The organism is Planosporangium mesophilum, from assembly GCF_016863255.1.
In the GTDB taxonomy this organism is placed as follows: domain Bacteria; phylum Actinomycetota; class Actinomycetes; order Mycobacteriales; family Micromonosporaceae; genus Planosporangium; species Planosporangium mesophilum.
The window spans coordinates 47,873-66,673 of record NZ_BOON01000001.1 but is presented as its reverse complement, the minus strand read 5'-3'; the positions used below and the strand labels follow the sequence as shown (position 1 = coordinate 66,673).

14 protein-coding genes are annotated in these 18,801 nt (G+C 71.0%); 9 read left to right on the top strand and 5 right to left on the bottom strand.

Annotation, left to right across the window (positions count from 1 at the left end):
- Window positions 1-732, top strand: a complete 732-nt coding sequence (locus tag Pme01_RS00235; protein ID WP_168113244.1) for a permease prefix domain 1-containing protein — start codon at window positions 1-3, stop codon at window positions 730-732.
- Here Pme01_RS00235 and Pme01_RS00230 read toward each other — a convergent pair.
- Both Pme01_RS00230 and Pme01_RS00225 read right to left on the bottom strand, forming a co-directional pair.
- Window positions 712-1,041 carry a PadR family transcriptional regulator gene (locus tag Pme01_RS00230; RefSeq protein WP_168113245.1) on the bottom strand — a complete coding sequence of 110 codons (330 nt, stop codon included), beginning with the start codon at window positions 1,039-1,041 and terminating at the stop codon, window positions 712-714. The two genes, Pme01_RS00235 and Pme01_RS00230, sit on opposite strands and share 21 nt — an antisense overlap.
- Before the next feature lie 205 nt (window positions 1,042-1,246).
- A complete protein-coding gene (locus Pme01_RS00225) occupies window positions 1,247-2,788 on the bottom strand; it encodes an aldehyde dehydrogenase family protein (RefSeq protein WP_168113246.1) in 1,542 nt (513 codons plus the stop codon).
- A gap of 475 nt (window positions 2,789-3,263) precedes the next feature.
- Between Pme01_RS00225 and gltB the strand changes: the two genes are divergently transcribed.
- Both gltB and Pme01_RS00215 read left to right on the top strand, forming a co-directional pair.
- A complete protein-coding gene (gltB, locus tag Pme01_RS00220; RefSeq protein ID WP_168113247.1) occupies window positions 3,264-7,931 on the top strand; it encodes a glutamate synthase large subunit in 4,668 nt (1,555 codons plus the stop codon).
- Window positions 7,924-9,426, top strand: coding sequence for a glutamate synthase subunit beta (locus Pme01_RS00215; protein ID WP_168113248.1), 1,503 nt, complete (start codon window positions 7,924-7,926; stop codon window positions 9,424-9,426). The genes gltB and Pme01_RS00215 overlap by 8 nt, the downstream gene beginning before the upstream one ends.
- A gap of 67 nt (window positions 9,427-9,493) precedes the next feature.
- On the opposite strand, the gene Pme01_RS00210 is transcribed toward Pme01_RS00215, so the two are convergent.
- The gene (locus Pme01_RS00210) at window positions 9,494-10,261 is read right to left on the bottom strand and encodes a dioxygenase family protein (protein ID WP_168113249.1); all 768 of its coding nucleotides are present in this window, start codon (window positions 10,259-10,261) and stop codon (window positions 9,494-9,496) included.
- A gap of 198 nt (window positions 10,262-10,459) precedes the next feature.
- Complete coding sequence (locus tag Pme01_RS00205) at window positions 10,460-11,440, bottom strand: serine hydrolase (RefSeq protein WP_168113250.1); 981 nt, start codon at window positions 11,438-11,440, stop codon at window positions 10,460-10,462.
- Window positions 11,441-11,498: 58 nt separating this feature from the next.
- On the opposite strand from Pme01_RS00205, the gene pyk reads away from it, so the two are divergent.
- From pyk to Pme01_RS00175, 6 genes are all read left to right on the top strand, one after another.
- On the top strand, window positions 11,499-12,923 hold the full coding sequence (gene pyk / locus Pme01_RS00200; protein WP_168113251.1) for a pyruvate kinase: 1,425 nt from the start codon (window positions 11,499-11,501) through the stop codon (window positions 12,921-12,923).
- On the top strand, window positions 12,920-13,798 hold the full coding sequence (locus Pme01_RS00195) for an acyl-CoA thioesterase (RefSeq protein ID WP_168113252.1): 879 nt from the start codon (window positions 12,920-12,922) through the stop codon (window positions 13,796-13,798). The genes pyk and Pme01_RS00195 overlap by 4 nt, the downstream gene beginning before the upstream one ends.
- 17 nt (window positions 13,799-13,815) lie before the next feature.
- The gene (locus tag Pme01_RS00190; RefSeq protein ID WP_168113253.1) at window positions 13,816-14,283 is read left to right on the top strand and encodes an RrF2 family transcriptional regulator; all 468 of its coding nucleotides are present in this window, start codon (window positions 13,816-13,818) and stop codon (window positions 14,281-14,283) included.
- Between the two features lie 256 nt (window positions 14,284-14,539).
- Entirely contained in the window at window positions 14,540-15,586 is a 1,047-nt protein-coding gene (locus Pme01_RS00185) for an ABC transporter substrate-binding protein (RefSeq protein WP_203935353.1), read from the top strand.
- Window positions 15,583-16,377: an ABC transporter ATP-binding protein gene (locus Pme01_RS00180; RefSeq protein WP_168113255.1), complete on the top strand. Its 795-nt coding sequence runs from the start codon at window positions 15,583-15,585 to the stop codon at window positions 16,375-16,377. The genes Pme01_RS00185 and Pme01_RS00180 overlap by 4 nt, the downstream gene beginning before the upstream one ends.
- Window positions 16,367-17,245 carry an ABC transporter permease gene (locus Pme01_RS00175; RefSeq protein ID WP_168113256.1) on the top strand — a complete coding sequence of 293 codons (879 nt, stop codon included), beginning with the start codon at window positions 16,367-16,369 and terminating at the stop codon, window positions 17,243-17,245. Before Pme01_RS00180 ends, Pme01_RS00175 begins: the two co-directional genes overlap by 11 nt.
- Here Pme01_RS00175 and Pme01_RS00170 read toward each other — a convergent pair.
- A complete protein-coding gene (locus Pme01_RS00170) occupies window positions 17,242-18,726 on the bottom strand; it encodes an aminotransferase class V-fold PLP-dependent enzyme (protein ID WP_239087921.1) in 1,485 nt (494 codons plus the stop codon). The two genes, Pme01_RS00175 and Pme01_RS00170, sit on opposite strands and share 4 nt — an antisense overlap.
- Between the last annotated feature and the right edge of the window lie 75 nt (window positions 18,727-18,801).

The window sequence follows — 18,801 nt, the reverse complement described above, 5'->3', positions numbered from 1 at the left end:
GTGTCCGCAACAGCTTCCCGGCTGCCCGCGGTGGACGGGCACCTCATCGAGGAGTACCTGACCGGCCTGTCCCGCCGGTTGATCGGACCACGTCGCGCCAAGGAGGATCTGCTCGCCGAGGCCAGGGATGGTCTGATCGACGCCGCGGAGGCGTACGCCGTCGCCGGCCTCCCCGCGCCTGAAGCGACCGCCCGCGCGCTCGCCGACTTCGGCGGGTACCGGCAGGTGGCCGCCGACTATCAGGCGGAGTTGGCCGCGGCACAGGGCCGGCGGACGGCGCTGCTGGTGGCGGTCGTCATGCCGACGATGCTGCTGCTGTCCCGGTTCATGTGGACCGGCAGCCCCTGGACGCGGTCCGGCCCCGCTCCCGGCTCGGGTTACCTGCTGGTGTCGTACACACTGGACATCCTGCAGGTGACCGCGGCGATCATGGCCCTGCTGACCCTGCTCGGGTACGGCTGGGGGAGCCGGTACCTACCGGCCGCGCGGGTGCCCGCCGCCGTGCTGCTGACCCGGCTCATGGGCGTGGGCGTGTTGGTCTTCATCGCGATCGAGGCCCTGACCGGCTTCGTGATCTACGCGTGGAGTGTGCGGATGTGGCCGGTGGCGGCGGACTGGCCGCCGCTGATGGTGGGTGCGGTGCTGGTGCCGCTGATCCTGTTCGCCATCGGCCGCTCGGGCGTGCGTTGCGTGCGGTCGAGCGGAGGGGCGTCAGTGCCCCGGCTGGGGTGACAGGAACGCGCCGATCGTCGTGATGAACTCCGCCCAGGTCGAGCGCTCGGCGGCCAGCGTCTTCCGGCCGTCCGCGGTGAGCTGGTACGTGCGCCGCTCCCGCCCGGCGACGGTGCTCCAGGTGCTCTCCACGTACCCGGCGCGCTCGAGTCGGCGCAGGGCAGGGTAGACGGTGCCGGTCGGCAGGGACAGCACCCCGCCGCTGCGTACCTGCAGCGCCTCGATGATCGCGTACCCGTGGCGGGGGCAGTCCTCCAGTACGGCGAGGAGGAGGGCGTCCAGGTGTCCGCGCAGCGCATCGGCCTTCACGTGTAGCGAGTCTACGGGTACCCGCCGGCAGTGCCTAACGTTGCCGGCCGGGTATTGACGTGCGCGCGCTTTGCTCTGCTTCCGGATAGGCATCATGTGTAGGGCTGCTACATGTGTTGCCTGGATGCCAGCAGAGCAAAGCGCGGCCAAGCAGTAGTGGCCCGGCGAGGGGACAACCGCGCCGGGCCACGCCGAGCCACCCTGCTCAGGTCTGCGGGTACCGGCTGGAGTCGGGGAAGTTGCCGTGGAGGCGCTCGTCCGGCTCGCCGACCGTCACGGCCTCCACCAGCAGGTCGCCGCCGACGAAGCAGCCCTTCCAGGACGCGCCGCGCCCGCCGAACGGCTCCTCGCGGTCACCGCGCGAGCGCGGCTTGTTGATCCCCACCTTGAACGCCTGGAGGTCGACCGCGAGCTTGGCCGCCAGCTCCTCGTCGTCGCAGGCCAGGCTCGCCACCAGCGCGCCGTTGGAGGCGTTCATCGCCGACAGCAGCTCGTCGGTGGTGTCGACCACGGTGATCGTGTCCACCGGCCCGAACGGCTCGGCGTGCATCAGCCGGGACCGGCCGGGCGGTGCGAGCAGGACGGTCGGCGCCACGTACGCGGACGTGTCCTGGTCGGGCAGGAACGCGCCGTCGTCCAGCTTGCCCCGGTACAGCGGCACGGCGCCGTGGCGGATCGCCTCGTCCACCTTGCGCCGCAGCTCCTCGGCCTTGGCCGCGCTGATCAGCGGCCCGAAGTCGAGCGCGGGCAGGGCGTCGTCGGCCGATTCGACCGCGAGCGGGTGGCCGAAGCGCACCGAGCGGACCACCGGCAGGTACATCTCCAGGAACTGGTCGACCAGGTTCCGCTGCACGACGAAGCGCGGGTACGCGGTGCAGCGCTGCTTCGCGTACTCGAAGCCCTTCTTCAGGTGCCCGGCGAGCAGGTCCCACTGGGAGAAGTCCCAGATGCCCCAGGCGTTGAGCCCCTCCTGCTCGATCATGTGTCGCTTGTCCGTGTCGAGCAGCGCCGCCGCGACCTTGCCGCCGTTGGACCGGCCGCCGACGAAGGCGACCGCGCCGATCTCGGACGCCCGTACCAGTACCTCCGACAGCTCCTCACCGCTGCCCGACAGCAGGGTGGCGGGCAGGCCGGCCCGGCGCATCAGGGCGTGCGCGACGGTGAGGCAGACGGCTCCGCCCTGCGTCGGGGTCTTCGCGATGACGGCGTTGCCGGCGAGCAGCTGTACCAGCTCGGCGTGGACCAGCACGCTCATCGGGTAGTTCCAGGAGGCGATGTTGGACACCGGGCCGGTGAGCGGCTCCCGGCCCGCCACCTGGCGGTCGATCTGGTCGACGTACCAGCGCACGCCGTCCAGCGCCCGGTCGACGTCGGCGCAGGCCAGCCGCCAGGGCTTGCCGATCTCCCAGACCAGCAGCAGCGCGAGCAGGCTGCGGTGCTCGGTGAGCGCGTCGAGGGCGGCGACGACCATCGCCTTGCGCTCGGCGAGGGGGGTGGCGGCCCAGGTCGCGTGTTCGGCGGCGGCGCTGCGCACGGCGGCGAGGGCCGTGGGTGCGTCGATGCGTCCGACGGAGGTGAGCACGGTGCCGTCGACCGGCGTGGTCAGCGCGGCCCGGGTACCGGTGTCGGTCCACTGTCCGGAGATCAGGTTGCGCAACCGGCCGTAGGCGAAGGCCTCGGGGGTTGTGGTGATGGCCCGGTCCAGGACGTCGGCCCAGGCGGTGCCGTTCGCGATGCGCAGGGTCATGTGGCTGCCTCCATCGGGTCGCTCGCGCGGCCGGCGGTGGCTCGCGCGGCTGGGGACGCCCACGCGGCGGGGTGCGCCGGCTGCGGGCAGGGGGCGGTCGAGACGGCGGCTGCATCGGCGCCGCGATATGAGTTACTGTGGAGTAACTTCACTACCCCTGCGAGCATCACCCAAACTCTGGGATGGGTGTCCGTATGGTGGAGCACATTTCCGCTCGTCAACGCCCGACAACGGTGTCAAATGTGAGGCGTTGCACGGCTTAGGTGCATGTGAAGGTTTTGAGAGTGCGCGTCACAATGGTGTTTGTCCACGTCGGGGCAGGCACGGTCTCGCAACACGAGGCCTTCCCGTCACGGTCAGCCCGATTGTGATCAGGTCGACCTTCTCGTTGGAGGGTCGGTTTCGCGTACACTCAACGCGACTACCTGGGCCGACGTCGTCCCTTTCCGCTGTCTTGACGACGTGAGGAGGCCCGATGGCATCGTCACACACCCCCACCGCGCCGCCCAAGGGAACGCTGCCACAGGCCCAAGGTCTCTACGACCCCGCCTACGAGCACGATGCCTGTGGTGTGGCGTTCGTGGCGGATGTGGCCGGTCGGCGCTCCCATGAGGTCGTCGAACTCGGGCTGAACGCACTCTGCCGGATGGATCACCGCGGTGCCCGCGGCGCGGAGCAGAACACCGGCGACGGCGCCGGCATCATGATCCAGGTACCGGACGCGTTCTGTCGCGCCGTGGCCGGAGTGGAGCTTCCGCCAGCCGGCGGATACGCCACCGGCCTGGCGTTCCTGCCCACCGACCAGGCTGACGCCGAGCGGGCCATGGCAGTCTTCGCCAAGTACGCCCTGGTCGAGGGCGCCCGCGTGCTCGGCTGGCGGGACGTACCCGTCGACGCGAGCGACCTCGGGGCCAGCGCCTGCGACGCGATGCCCCGCATCATGCAGGTCTTCCTCGCGGCCGACCGGCTGGTCGACACCCCGCAGGGGTCGGCCGGCGAGGCCCTGTCCGGCCTCGAGCTCGACCGCGTCGCGTTCTGCGTGCGCCGGCAGGCCGAGCGGGAGACCCGCGAGCGCGGCATCGACCTGTACTTCCCGTCGCTGTCCAGCCGCACCATGACCTGGAAGGGGATGCTCGCCCCCGACCAGCTGCCCCGGCTGTACCCGGAGCTGTCCGACCCGCGCGTGGACAGCGCGATCGCGCTCGTGCACAGCCGCTTCTCCACCAACACGTTCCCGTCGTGGCCGCTGGCGCACCCGTACCGGATCATCGCCCACAACGGCGAGATCAACACGATCCGGGGCAACCGCAACTGGATGGCCGCCCGGGAGGCGCTGCTGGCCAGCCCGGACCTGCCCGGCAACATCCGGCGCCTGTTCCCGATTTGCACGCCGGGCGCCTCCGACTCGGCCAACTTCGACGAGGTCCTCGAACTGCTGCACCTCGCCGGGCGCAGCCTGCCGCACGCCGTCCTGATGATGATCCCGGAGGCGTGGGAGAACGACCCCGCGATGGACCCGGCGCGGCGCGCGTTCTACCAGTTCCACGCGAGCCTCATGGAGCCGTGGGACGGGCCGGCGGCGGTCGCCTTCACCGACGGTACGGTCATCGGCGCCGTCCTCGACCGCAACGGCCTGCGGCCGGGGCGCTGGTGGCACACCTCCGACGGCCTGGTCGTGCTCGCCAGCGAGGCGGGCGTGCTCGAACTCGACCCGGCCACGGTCGTGGCCAAGGGCCGGCTGCAGCCGGGCCGGATGTTCCTGGTCGACACGGCCGCGGGCCGGATCGTCGAAGACGACGAGATCAAGGCGGAGCTCGCCACGCAGCAGCCGTACGACGACTGGCTGCACGCCGGGCTGATGCACCTCGACGCGCTGCCCGCGCGCGAGCACGTCGTGTACACCCACGAGTCGGTACAGCGCCGCCAGCAGACCTTCGGCTACACCGAGGAGGAGCTGAAGATCCTCATCGGGCCGATGGCCCGCGCCGGCGCCGAGCCGCTGGGCTCGATGGGCACCGACACCCCGGTCGCGCCGCTGTCGACCCGTCCCCGGCTGCTCTACGACTACTTCACCCAGCTCTTCGCGCAGGTCACCAACCCGCCACTGGACGCGATCCGGGAGGAGCTGGTCACCAGCCTCAACCAGACCATCGGTCCGGAGGGCAACCTGCTCGACCCGAACCCGGCGAGCTGCCGGCAGATCGTGCTGCCGGGTCCGGTGATCGACAACGACGAGCTGGCCAAGATCCTGTCGATCGACGAAGACGGCGACATGCCGGGCTTCAAGGCGGTCCGCGTCTCCGGGCTGTACCCGGTCCGCGAGGGCGCCGCCGGCCTCAAGGTCCGCCTGGTCGAGATCATGCGCGGGGTCTCCGAGGCGATCGAGGACGGGGTACGGGTACTGGTCCTGAGCGACCGCGACTCCACCGCCGACCTTGCGCCGATCCCGTCGCTGCTGCTCACCGCCGCGGTCCACCAGCACCTGGTACGTGAGCAGACCCGTACCCAGGTCGCGCTGGTCGTCGAGTCCGGCGACTGCCGCGAGGTGCACCACGTCGCCGTGCTGATCGGGTACGGCGCGGCCGCGGTCAACCCGTACCTGGCGTTCGAGAGCGTCGAGGACCTGATCGCCACCGACGCGCTGCCGGGCATCGGCTCCGCGAAGGCCATCAAGAACTACGTCAAGGGCCTCAACAAGGGCGTCTTGAAGATCATGTCGAAGATGGGCATCTCGACGGTCTCGTCGTACTGCGGTGCCCAGGTCTTCGAGGCGGTCGGGCTCGCTCCCGACCTGGTCGAGCGGTACTTCACCGGTACCAGCAGCAAGATCGGCGGCATCGGCCTGGAGGAGATCAACGCCGAGGTGGTCGCGCGGCACGCCAAGGCGTACCCGGCCAACCCCGCCGAGCGCTCGCACCGCCGGCTGGAGGTCGGCGGGGAGTACCAGTGGCGCCGCGAGGGTGAGCTGCACCTGTTCAACCCGGAGACGGTCTTCCTTCTCCAGCACGCCACCCGGTCCCGGCAGTTCGACGTGTTCAAGAAGTACACGTCGAAGGTCGACGGACTGGCGGCGCAGGCGGCGTCCCTGCGCGGCCTGTTCGAGTTCAAGTTCGGCGAGCGCCCGGCCGTACCGATCGAGGAGGTCGAGCCGGCCAGCGAGATCGTCAAGCGGTTCGCCACCGGCGCGATGAGCTACGGCTCGATCTCCGCCGAGGCGCACACCGACCTCGCGATCGCGATGAACCGCCTCGGCGGCAAGTCCAACACCGGCGAGGGCGGTGAGGACGTCGAGCGGCTCTACGACCCGGCCCGGCGCTCGGCGGTCAAGCAGGTGGCCAGTGGCCGCTTCGGCGTGACCACCGAGTACCTGGTCAACGCCGACGACCTCCAGATCAAGATGGCGCAGGGTGCGAAGCCCGGCGAGGGCGGCCAGCTTCCGGGCAACAAGGTGTGGCCGTGGATCGCCAAGACCCGGTACGCCACCCCGGGTGTCGGCCTGATCTCGCCGCCGCCGCACCACGACATCTACTCGATCGAGGACCTGGCGCAGCTCGTCTACGACCTGAAGAACGTCAACCCGAGCGCGCGGATCCATGTCAAGCTGGTCTCCGAGGTCGGTGTGGGTACGGTCGCCTCCGGCGTGGCGAAGACGAAGGCCGACGTCATCCTGATCTCCGGCCACGACGGCGGCACCGGCGCGTCCCCGCTCAACTCGCTCAAGCACGCGGGTACGCCCTGGGAGCTGGGCCTGGCCGAGACCCAGCAGACGCTGCTGCTGCAGGGCCTGCGCGACCGGGTGACCGTCCAGGTCGACGGGCAGCTCAAGACCGGCCGGGACGTCGTCGTCGCGGCGCTGCTGGGTGCGGAGGAGTTCGGCTTCGCCACCGCCCCGCTGATCGTCTCCGGCTGCGTGATGATGCGCGTCTGCCACCTCGACACCTGCCCGGTCGGCATCGCCACCCAGAACCCTGAGCTGCGCAAGCGGTACACCGGCAAGCCCGAGTTCGTGGAGAACTTCTTCCTGTTCCTCGCCGAGGAGGTTCGCGGGTACCTGGCCGAGCTCGGGTTCCGCACCCTCGACGAGGCGATCGGGCATGTCGAGCTGCTCGACACCAGGTCGGCCGTGGAGCACTGGAAGGCGTACGGGCTCGACCTGGAGCCGGTGCTGTACGTGCCCGACCTGCCGGCGGACGCGTCCCGGCGCCAGAGCGTCAAGCAGGACCACAAGCTCGAGGAGGCGCTCGACAACAAGCTGATCGCCGCCGCGGGCTCCGCGTTGAACGACGCCACCGCGGTGAAGATCGAGATGGCGGTGAGCAACCGCAACCGCAGCGTCGGCGCGATGCTGGGCGGCGAGGTGACCCGCCGGTTCGGCGGTGCTGGCCTGCCCGCCGACACGATCGACGTGACCCTGCGCGGCACGGCCGGGCAGTCGTTCGGCGCGTTCGTGCCGAGCGGGGTGACGCTGCGGCTGCTCGGCGACGCCAACGACTACATCGGCAAGGGCCTGTCCGGCGGCCGGCTGATCGTGCGGCCGGACGAGTCCGCGCCGTTCGTGGCGCCTGGATCGCCGCTCGGCGGAGCCGAAGATCAAATCATCGGCGGCAACACGATCCTGTACGGGGCCACCCGCGGTGAGGTCTTCCTGCGAGGCCGGGTGGGGGAGCGGTTCGCGGTCCGCAACTCCGGGGCCGCGGCGGTCGTCGAGGGCGTCGGTGACCACGGCTGCGAGTACATGACCGGGGGTACGGTCGTCGTGCTCGGCGGTACCGGACGCAACTTCGCGGCCGGCATGTCCGGCGGCGTCGCGTACGTGTGGAACCTCGACCCGGCCCGGGTCAACCCGGAGCTGGTGGACCTGGATCCGGTGGGTGACCCGGACCTGCTGCGGTCGCTCGTCGCCCGGCACGCCGAGGAGACCGGCTCGCCGGTGGCCGCCGGGCTCCTGGAGCGGTGGGACTCGGCCGTCGCCGAGTTCACCGCGGTGGTGCCCCGCGACTACAAGCGGGTGATGGAAGTGATCAAGGCCGCCGAGGCCGCCGGCCGTGATGTCGACGAGGCGGTGATGTCGGCCGCGACCGGGTCCAGGTCCGCGGGGCCGTCGCCCACGCCTGAAGACAAGACGGAGGTATCCCGTGCCTGACCCGAACGGTTTCCTGCGCCACGGGCGCGAGCTGCCGGCCCGCCGGCCCGTACCGGTGCGGATCATGGACTGGCGTGAGGTGTACCCGTCCGCGCCCGACGGGTTGGTCCGCGAGCAGGCGACCCGGTGCATGGACTGCGGCATCCCGTTCTGCCACGAGGGCTGTCCGCTGGGCAACCGGATCCCGGACTGGAACGACCTGGTCCGTACCGACTCCTGGCAGTTCGCGAGCGAGTCGCTGCACGCCACGAACAACTTCCCGGAGTTCACCGGGCGGCTGTGCCCGGCGCCGTGCGAGGCCGCCTGCGTGCTCGGCATCGCCGACGACCCGGTGACCATCAAGCAGGTCGAGGTCGAGATCGCCAACCGGGCGTTCGACCGCGGGTACGTGCGGCCGCAGGCCTGCCCGGCCCCGACCGGGCGCAGCGTGGCGGTGGTCGGCTCCGGACCGGCCGGGCTCGCCGCCGCCCAGCAGCTGGCCCGGGCCGGGCACGCCGTCACCGTGTACGAGCGCGACGACCGCGTCGGTGGCCTGCTGCGGTACGGCATCCCCGACTTCAAGCTGGAGAAGGAGCACATCGACCGGCGCCTGGAGCAGCTGAGCGCCGAGGGTGTGCGGTTCGTGACCGGCGTGAACGTCGGCGTGGACCTGACCGTGGCCGAGCTGCGCGAGCGGCACGACGCGGTACTGCTGGCCTGCGGCGCGCTGCAGGGCCGGGACACCCCGGAGACGCCGGGCCGGGCGCTGCCGGGGGTACACCTCGCGATGGAGCACCTGGTCGAGTCGAACCGGTTTGTCGCCGGCTTGCCGGCGACACCGGGGGACGCTGCCGCGGGTCCGCAGCGCCGGCCGTCGATCGACGCGGCCGGTAAGCACGTCATCATCATCGGCGGCGGCGACACCGCCGCCGACTGCCTGGGCGTGGCGCACCGGCAGGGCGCGGCCAGCGTGACCCAGCTCGACATCTACCCGGAGCCGCCGGGCTCCCGGGACGCGGAGCGCGACCCGTGGCCGACCTGGCCGTGGGTGCTGCGCAACTACCCGGCCCACGAGGAGGGCGGCGACCGCCTCTTCGCGGTGGCCGTGCACGAGTTCGTCGGCACCGAGCGGCTCGAGGCGATCCGGGTCAGCGAGGTCACGGTGACCAAGGTCGACGGCCGCCGGGTCGTGACCGAGGTGCCGGGTACCGAGCGCAACCTGCCCGCGGACCTGGTTCTGCTGGCGATCGGCTTCGAAGGTACCGAGGAAGGCCCGCTGCTGGACCAGCTCGGGCTGGCCCGCAACCGGCGGGGCGCGATCGACTGCGGGCCGGACTGGCAGACGGCCACCCCGGGCGTCTTCGTCGCCGGTGACATGCACAAGGGCGCGTCGCTGATCGTGTGGGCGATCGCCGAGGGGCGGTCCGCGGCCGCGGCGATCCACCGGTACCTGGGTGGCGAGGGCGACCTGCCTGCCCCCGTGAGCCCGGCGTCGGCGCCGCTCACCGTCGCCTGACCGTTCTCTTCGTGATCGTGGACACCTGGCGCCCGCCGCCAGGTGTCCACGATCACGATTCAGGTCACTAGGCGACCTGGATGGAGCGCTTGGCCAGGCCGAGCCAGAAGCCGTCGATCTCCTGCTGCGGCGGGGCCTCCGGGTCGTCGCCCGCGCCGAGCGTGACGAACATCGGCGCGAAGTGCTCGATCGTCGGGTGCGCGTACGGCATGCCCGGCGCCCGGTTACGGAAATCGATCAGCTCGTCGACCGCGCCGCGGGCGAGTACCTCGCCGGCCCACGCGTCGAACTCCGCCGACCAGCCCGGCGGGGTGGCGTCGACCCGCCAGTCCCGCAGGAACGGCAGGCCGTGGGTGAGGAACCCGCTGCCGACGATGAGTACGCCCTCGTCGCGCAGGGGCGCCAGTCGCCGACCCAGGTCCAGGAGCCGCTGCGGGTCCAGCGTCGGCATGGAGATCTGGAGTACCGGGATGTCGGCGTCCGGGTACATGACGGTGAGCGGCACGTACGCCCCGTGGTCGAGGCCCCGGTCGGGCTGCTCGGCCACCGGTTCGGTGTCGGCCACCAGGGCCTTGACCTTCGCGGCCAGCTCGGGCGCGCCGGGGGACCGGTACTGCGCGCGGTAGTACCGCTCCGGGAAGCCGCCGAAGTCGTAGACCAGGGGCACGCCGGTCGCGGTGGCGCCGATGGTCAGCGGGGCGGACTCCCAGTGCGCGGAGACGATCAGGATGGCGGTCGGACGGGGCAGCCGGCCGGCCCAGGCCGCCAGCTCGCGGGTCCAGGTCGGGTCGTCCACCAGTGGTGGAGCGCCGTGGCCGAGGTAGAGGGCGGGCATCCGCTCCATGGTCGTCCCCAATCTTATTGAACTCTCAACTACAAGGTACACGTCATTTGGTTGAGGGTTCAAGTGATTCGCGAGACTCGCCGGAATGTCGGGGGCGTTCCCTAGAATTAGTACATGCGTACGATGAAGCGAGGCGATGACGTGACCTGGAGCCGTTCCTGTCGGGAGTGGATTCCCAGTCGGAAGTGATCAGGTCGGCAGCTGGTCGAACATGCACCGGCCCAGCCGGGCGTGCGCCTCGACCAGCGGGTGGGTGGCGCCGTAGTTGTGGCCGTGCCCGGGCAGCTCGCTGAACAGGCAGAAGATGACCCGGGCCGTGCCGTCGGCGTCGAACATGACCCCCGCCTCGTGCCGGCCGTCGTCGAGGGCGCCGTACTTGCTGACCGTGCGCAGTCGCTCGGTCGACGACATGGTGCGGCGCACCCCGTCGGTGTAGCCCCGCAGGACGTCGAGCAGGAACCGGGTCGACGCCGGCGAGACCATGCCACCCGGGACGATGCCACCAGGGGCGATGCCGCCCGGGACCGTGCCGCCCGGGACGATGCCACCAGGGACCATGCCATCCGGAATCATGGCGCCGCCGACGAGTCCGCTCAGCAGCGCGTGCGTCTCGTGCGGGGTGGTGGTTCCGAGGAACATGCGGCGCGGGTCGTCCGGCAGGGGCTCCACCCGGGTGTGCGTGAAGCCCCTGGTCGAGAGGTACTCGTTGACCTCGACGCCGGTACAGACGAGGCCGCACAGGCGCACAGCGGTGTTGTCCGACAGCATCAGCATCGCCGCCAGCACGTTGGCGAGGGTGAGCCGGTCACCCCACACCGGCTGCCGGTGGTAGATGCCGTCGCCGTCCAGGACGTCCTCCGGCCTCAGCTCGACCCGCTGGTCCAGGCGCAGCACCCCGCGATCGATCTTGTCCAGGACAGCGCAGGCGATCGCCAGCTTGTTGATGCTCGCGGCGGGTACGACCTGGTCGGCGCGGTCATCGACGGCCGGCAGGTGCGTTCCGTCGGGGCCGGCCATGGTCACCAGCGCGTGCCAGGTACCCCCGACCCTGGCGACCTGACGGCGGTAGGCGCGCCGGATCCGACGGCGGGCCGCGTCGTACCCGTTCTCCCGAGTGATGCCGGTGCCCTTTCGTGAAATGTCGGCCGGTGGTGCAACGGAATCCGACATCCGGTCGAACTCCTGGGTCAATGACCCCCTACCGCCCGGCAACAGTTAGCCTCATCTTGTGACACGTCGCGCGAAGATCGTTTGTACGATCGGCCCCGCCACCTCCAGTCCTGAACGCCTGCGCGGTCTCGTGGACGCCGGCATGGACGTGGCGCGGCTCAACTTCAGCCACGGCACCCACGGTGACCACGAGAAGGTCTACCACCTGGTACGCGAGGCCGCCGAGGCCAGCGGCCGGGCGGTCGGGATCCTCGCCGACCTGCAGGGCCCGAAGATCCGGCTGGGCACGTTCAAGGAAGGTGCGGTCGAGTGGCGCACCGGCGAGACCGTGGTGATCACGTCCGAGGACTTGGAGGGTACCCACGACCGCGTCTCCTGCACCTACCGCAAGCTGCCCGCCGAGGTGAAGATCGGTGACCGGCTGCTGATCGACGACGGCAAGGTGGCCGTCGAGGTCATCGCCGTGGAGGGCACCGACATCCGGGTCCTCGTGATCGAGGGCGGCCAGGTCTCCAACCACAAGGGCGTCTCGCTGCCCAACGTGGCGGTGAGCGTACCGGCGCTGTCCGAGAAGGACATCCGCGACCTGCGCTTCGCGCTCAAGCTGGGCGTCGACCTGGTCGCGCTGTCGTTCGTGCGCTCGCCCGACGACATCAAGCTGGTACACGAGATCATGGACGAGGTCGGCGTCCGCCGGCCGGTGCTCGCCAAGATCGAGAAGCCGGAGGCGGTGGCGCAGCTCGAGGCGATCGTCGCCGCGTTCGACGGCATCATGGTGGCCCGTGGCGACCTGGGCGTGGAGCTGCCGCTGGAGCGGGTGCCGCTGGTGCAGAAGCGCGCGGTCCAGCTGTGCCGCGAGGAGGCCAAGCCGGTCATCGTGGCGACCCAGATGCTCGACTCCATGATCGAGAACTCGCGGCCCACCCGGGCGGAGGCGTCGGACGTCGCCAACGCGGTGCTCGACGGCGCGGACGCGCTCATGCTGTCCGGTGAGACCAGCGTCGGTCGGTACCCGGTGCTGACCGTGTCGACGATGGCCCGGATCATCGCCACCACCGAGGAGGGCATCCGGGAGGTGCCCCGGCTGCAGCATGATCCGCGTACCACCGGAGGCGCCCTGACGGCGGCGGCGGCGAGGATCGCGTCGTCGATCGGCGCCAAGGCGATGGTCGCGTTCACGGTCACCGGCGACACCGTGCGGCGGCTGGCCCGGCTGCACTGCTACCTGCCGCTGCTGGCGTTCACGCCGGAGCCGACGGTGCGCAACCAGCTCACGCTGTCGTGGGGGGTGCAGACACACCTGTCGCCGTTCGTCCAGCACACCGACGACATGTTCCGCCAGGTCGACCAGGCGCTGCTCGAGATGGACTTCGCGTACAAGGGAGACCACGTGGTGATCGTCGCCGGCAGCCCGCCCGGTACCCCCGGCTCCACGAACACGCTTCGCGTGCACCGCCTCGGCGACCTGGCGGACTCCGAGTGAGCGAACTCGTCACGGGCCAGCAGGCGGTCGACGAACTCCTCGAACTGCTGGATCTGCGCAAGCTGACCGACACCACGTTCGAGGGCACCAGCCCGAAGATCGGGCTCCAGCGGGTCTTCGGCGGCCAGGTGGCCGGCCAGGCGCTCGTCGCCGCCGGCCGTACCGTCGACCCGGAGCGCCGGGTGCACTCACTGCACGGGTACTTCGTGCGGCCGGGCGACCCGACCGTGCCGATCGTGTACTCGGTGGAGGACGTCCGCGACGGGCGTTCGTTCTCGGTACGCCGGTCGGTGGCCCTCCAGCACGACAAGCCCATCTTCTTCATGTCGGCCTCGTTCCACGTCGACGAGGACGGCCTCGAGCACCAGGGGCGGGCGCCGCTCGACGTGCCGGGCCCCGACCAGGTGCCGACGATGGCTGACCGGCTGGCCAAGTACCCGGAGCGGCTGGGCATGTGGCAGCTCATCCCGCGCCCGATCGACGTGCGGTACGTGAGCGAGCCCGGGTGGCTACCCCCCGGCGACCGCCCCTCCGAGGCGCACCAGCGGGTCTGGATGCGCTTCGACGGCAAGCTGCCCGACGACCCGCTGCTGCACGCCTGCGCGCTCACGTACGCGTCCGACCTGACGCTGCTGGACTCCGTACTGTCGATGCACGGTGCCGTGTGGGGGCCCGGCGGGTTCCAGGGCGCGAGCCTGGACCACGCGCTCTGGCTGCACCGGCCGGTCCGCGCGGACGAGTGGTTCCTCTACGACTGCTGGAGCCCGTCGGCGTCCGGCGGACGGGGTCTGGCCAGCGGCCGGATGTTCACTGTGGATGGCAGCCAGGTGGCGACCGTGGTACAGGAGGGGCTGCTGCGTCCGGTCGGTCGCTGACCGGCCATAATTTGACCATGCGACTGTCGGCCCGGGTTGATTACGCGCTACGTGCGGTGGCGGAGCTCGCCGCGGCGGCGAGCGGTCCGGACGGCGGTGACCGCCCGGTGACCGCCGAACGCCTCGCGCAGGCGCAGCAGATCCCGCCGAAGTTCCTGGAGAGCATCCTGCTGCAACTGCGCCGCGGTGGCGTGGTGACCGCCCAGCGCGGGCCCGAGGGCGGGTACCGGCTGGCCCGGCCGGCCGGTGAGATCTCGCTGGCCGAGATCATCCGGGTCATCGACGGGCCGCTTGCCAACGTGCGTGGCCAGCGGCCGGAGCACGTCGACTACAAGGGCGCCGCCGAGGCGTTGCAGGACGTGTGGATCGCACTGCGTGCCAGCGAGCGGCTGATCCTCGAGTCGGTCACGATCGCGGACGTCGCGAGCGGTGACCTCCCGGATCGGGTACGCGAACTCGCGGCCGACCCCAGCGCCTGGGTGTGACCGGCGCCGGTCTGCGCCGGCCCGGTCTGCGCGCCGGTACTGTCCGGGGCGGGCCTGGTCCCGCCGCAGGATGCGTTCTTGGTCCCCAGCTCTGACGGTGTAGGTGTGCCGTCAGAGCTGGGGTGAATCCGCCACCCGGCCGGTGCGAGGCAACCGAAAAGGGTGTTCCAGATCGCTAAAGAATGAATGTCGTTGACAGCGTGTGCTGCTCTCACCCAGTATCCCTATTAATACAGTCGGGATTATGGGGATCGGGATGACCAGATTGAGGATGCGCAACCTGGCCGGCGTGATCGCAGTCGCCGTGGCCCTGGCGGGCCTCGCGGCGTGTGGCGGCAAATCCGGCAGCGCCGCGCCGAGCGGGCCGGTCACGCTGCGCCTCGGGTACTTCCCGAACCTGACCCACGCCACCGCGGTCGTCGGCGTCAAGAAGAACTTCTTCGCCGAGCGGCTCGGCGGCAAGGTCAAGCTCGACACCAAGACGTTCAACGCCGGTCCGGAGGCCGTCGAGGCGCTCTTCAGCGGTGCCGTAGACGCCACGTACATCGGCCCCAACCCGACCGTGAACGCCTGGCAGAAGTCCAAGGGTCAGGCCGTCAGGGTGGTCGCCGGCGCCGCGTCCGGCGGAGCGGCCTTCGTCGTCAAGCCCGGGATCACCACGCCCGAGCAGCTCAAGGGCAAGAAGATCGCGTCGCCTCAGCTCGGCAACACCCAGGACGTGGCGCTGCGGTACTGGCTCAAGCAGCACGGGCTCAACACCACCAAGGAGGGCGGCGGCGACGTCGCGATCCTGCCGCAGGCCAACCCCGACACGGTGACGGCGTTCGGCACCGGGGCCATCGACGGCGCCTGGGTACCCGAGCCGTACGCGTCCCGGCTGGTGAAGGCCGGCGGCAAGGTCCTGGTGGACGAGCGTGACCTGTGGCCGGGTGGCCGGTTCGTCGTCACCAACCTGCTCGTCAGCACGAAGTTCCTCAAGGCCCACCCGGACGTCGTCAAGAACCTCATCGCCGGCCAGGTCGACGCGAACGACTTCATCAACGCCAACCCGGCCGAGGCGCAGCAGGTCGTCAACGCCGCGCTCGGTGAGCTGTCCGGCAAGGCGCCCGACCCCGCCCAGACCGCCGACGCGTGGAAGACGCTGACGTTCCTCAACGACCCGATCGCTCCGTCGCTGCGGGACGGTGCCAAACACGCCGAGGAGGTCGGCCTGCTCCAACCGGTGGACCTCACCGGGATCTACGACCTCGGGCCGCTCAACGCGGTGCTCAAGGCGAGAGGCGAACAGGAGGTGAGGGCATGACCTCGGTACTGCCGGCCGGCGGCGTCGCCGAACAGCCCACCGACCGGACGGCGGTGCGGCTGTCCGGCGTGTCCAAGGTGTACGGTCGCGGGCCGGCCGCCGTGCACGCGCTCGACAACGTCTCGCTCGACGTCGCACCCGGTGAGTTCGTCTGCCTCGTCGGTGCCTCCGGCTGCGGCAAGAGCACGCTGCTCTCCCTGGTCGCCGACCTCGACCGGCCCACCGCCGGGACGATCGAGGTCGCCGGCGGCGCCCGTCCCGGCCTGATGTTCCAGGAGCCGGCGCTGTTCCCGTGGCTGACCGTCGCGGGCAACGTGGGCCTGCCGATGCGGCTGCGCAAGGTGTCGCGCGCCGAGCGGGCCGAGCGGGTGGCCGAGCTGTTGCGTACGGTCCATCTCGACGAGTTCGGCCGGCGCCGGCCGCACCAGCTCTCCGGCGGCATGCGTCAGCGGGTGGCGATGGCCCGTACCCTCGCGCTTGATACGCCGGTCCTGCTGATGGACGAGCCGTTCGGCGCGCTGGACGCCATGACGCGCGACATCCTGCACGACGAGATCGAACGGATCTGGCAGCAACGGGGGCTGACCGTTCTGTTCGTCACCCACAATGTGCGCGAGGCGGCCCGCCTGGGCGACCGCATCGTGCTGCTGTCCAGCCGGCCCGGCCGGGTCGTCGCCGACTGGCGGGTGGACGTGCCGAGGCCCCGGCGTATCGACTCGCCCGAGATCGCGGCCATCGCGGCGCAGGTCACCGACCGGCTGCGGGAGGAGGTGCGCCGCCATGGCAGTTGATACGGGCAGAGCAGTTGAGGTGGGAGCCGACCGGACCATCGCGGGGCTCGACGCGCTCGACCTCGCGGCGACGGCGAGCGGTGAGTCGAGGCTCGCCAAGGTCTGGGCCTCGGCCTGGCCCAAGCTGCTGGCGCTTGCGTTCGTGCTCGGCGTCTGGCAGGTCGTGTACTGGTCGGGCTGGCGCGAGCCGTGGGTGCTGCCCGCGCCGCAGGAGGTGTTCGCCGACCTCGCCCGGGCCGTGACGACCGCTGACTTCTGGCGCGCGATCGCTACCACGCTGCGCCGGGGGCTGGTCGGGTTCGTCCTGGCCGCCGCGATCGGCTTGGTCCTCGGGGTGGCGGTGGCCCGGGTCAGGCCGCTGCGCGCCGCGCTGGGGTCGGCCATCACGGCGCTGCAGACCATGCCGTCGATCGCCTGGTTCCCGCTGGCGATCCTGCTGTTCCAGATCAGCGAGAACGCGATCCTGTTCGTGGTGGTCCTCGGCGCCGCCCCGTCGATCGCGAACGGGGTGATCTCCGGGGTCGACTACGTGCCGCCGCTGCTGCTGCGCGCCGGGCGCAACTTCGGCGCCCGGGGCCTGAGCCTGTACCGGTACGTGGTGGCCCCGGCCTCGCTGCCGGCGATCGTGTCCGGTCTCAAGCAGGGCTGGGCGTTCGCGTGGCGCTCCCTGCTGGCCGGTGAGCTGCTGGTGATCATCGCGCAGCGGCCGGCGCTCGGCGTACGCCTCCAGGGCCTGCGCGAGCAGAACGACGCGGCCGGCGTCATCAGTACGATGATCGTGATTTTCGTGATCGGGGTGCTGGCCGACGCCGTGTTCTCGTCGGCCGACCGGCGGCTGCGCCGGGCGTGGGGACTGGATCAGGCCTAGCCGGCGTCCAGGTCATCGGCGGCCGCCTGGATCAGCTTCCAGGCACCCGCCGCGTGGCGCTCCTGGGTGGAGGGTGCGCCCACGGCGAGGCGCAGCACGTACCGGCCGCCAACCCTGGTATGGGTCAGGAAGGCCTGTCCGGTCGCGTTCACCCGGCGCAACAGCTCCTCGTTGGCGGCGTCACTGTCGTTGGCGGCGTCACTGTCGTCCGAAGCGCCACTGTCGTCCGAAGCGTTACTGTCCCGCAGGCGGAAACACACCAGCGAGAACGGGTGCGGCGCGGCGATCTCGAAGCGCTCGTCCGCGCGTACCCACTCGGCGAAGCGCTGCGCGGTCGCCACGCCGGAGCGGATGTGCTCGCGTAGCCCCTCGGCGCCGTACCAGCGCAGTACGAACCACAGCTTCAGGGCGCGGAACCGCCGGCCCAGCGGCACCTGCCAGTCCCGGTAGTCGATCACCTCACCGGACTCGGTGGCGGCGTTGCGCAGGTACTCCGGCAGTACGGTCAAGGCTTGCACCAGTTCGGCGCGGTCGGCGACCCAGAACGCGTCGCAGTCGAAGCCGGTCAGCAGCCACTTGTGCGGGTCGAAGCAGTACGAGTCGGCGTACTCGAGGCCGGCGTGGGACCAGCGCAGTTCGGGGCAGACCGCGGCCGCCCCGGCGTACGCGGCGTCGATGTGCAGCCAGACGCCGTACTCACGGCAGATCTCCCCGATCTCGGGCAGCGGGTCGACGGCCGTGGTCGACGTGGTGCCGATCGTGGCGACCACCAGGGCCGGGATTCTGCCTTCCGCCCGGTCGGCGTCGAGGGCCGCGCGCAGGGCGTCCGGCCGCATCGCGTACGCCTCGTCCACCTCGACCAGGCGCACATTCCGATCGCCGATGCCGGCGATGCGGGCTGCCTTCTCGATCGAGGAGTGCGCCTGGGTGGAGGTGTAGACGGTGTACTCCCTGCGGACGCCCTCGGTGCGCCAGGCCCCGCCGCCGGCACGGTGCAGCGCGGCCAGGGTCGCGACCAGCGCCGCCGAGGACGCCGAGTCCTGGATGACCCCGCCGCCGCTGCTCGTCGACCGGAAGCGCTTCGGCAGGTCGAGCAGGTCGGCCAGCCAGTCCAGCACGACCGTCTCCACCTCGGTGGCGGCCGGGCCGGTCGACCAGAGCATGCCCTGGACGCCCAGCCCGGCGGAGACCAGGTCACCGAGCACCGACGGGCCGGAGGTGTTGGCCGGGAAGTACCCGAAGAACGCCGGGTGCTGCCAGTGGGCCATCCCGGGCGTGATCACCCGGTCGAGGTCGGCGAGAACGGCGGTGAAGTCCTCGCCGGTCTCCGGCGCCTGTTCGGGCAGGCGCGCCGCGACCTCGCCGGGCCGCACGTCCGGGGTGACCGGCAGGTTCTCCAGGTTCTCCCAGTACCGGGCGATCCAGTCGACCATCTCGTGCCCGTACCGGCGGAACTCCTCGGGCGTCATGTGGGCTGCCACGCGACGACCCTATCCGGAGCGGTGATCGTCCTGGTCAAGGGACTGATCTGCGCCCGCCGCCCGGCTGTGGTACGC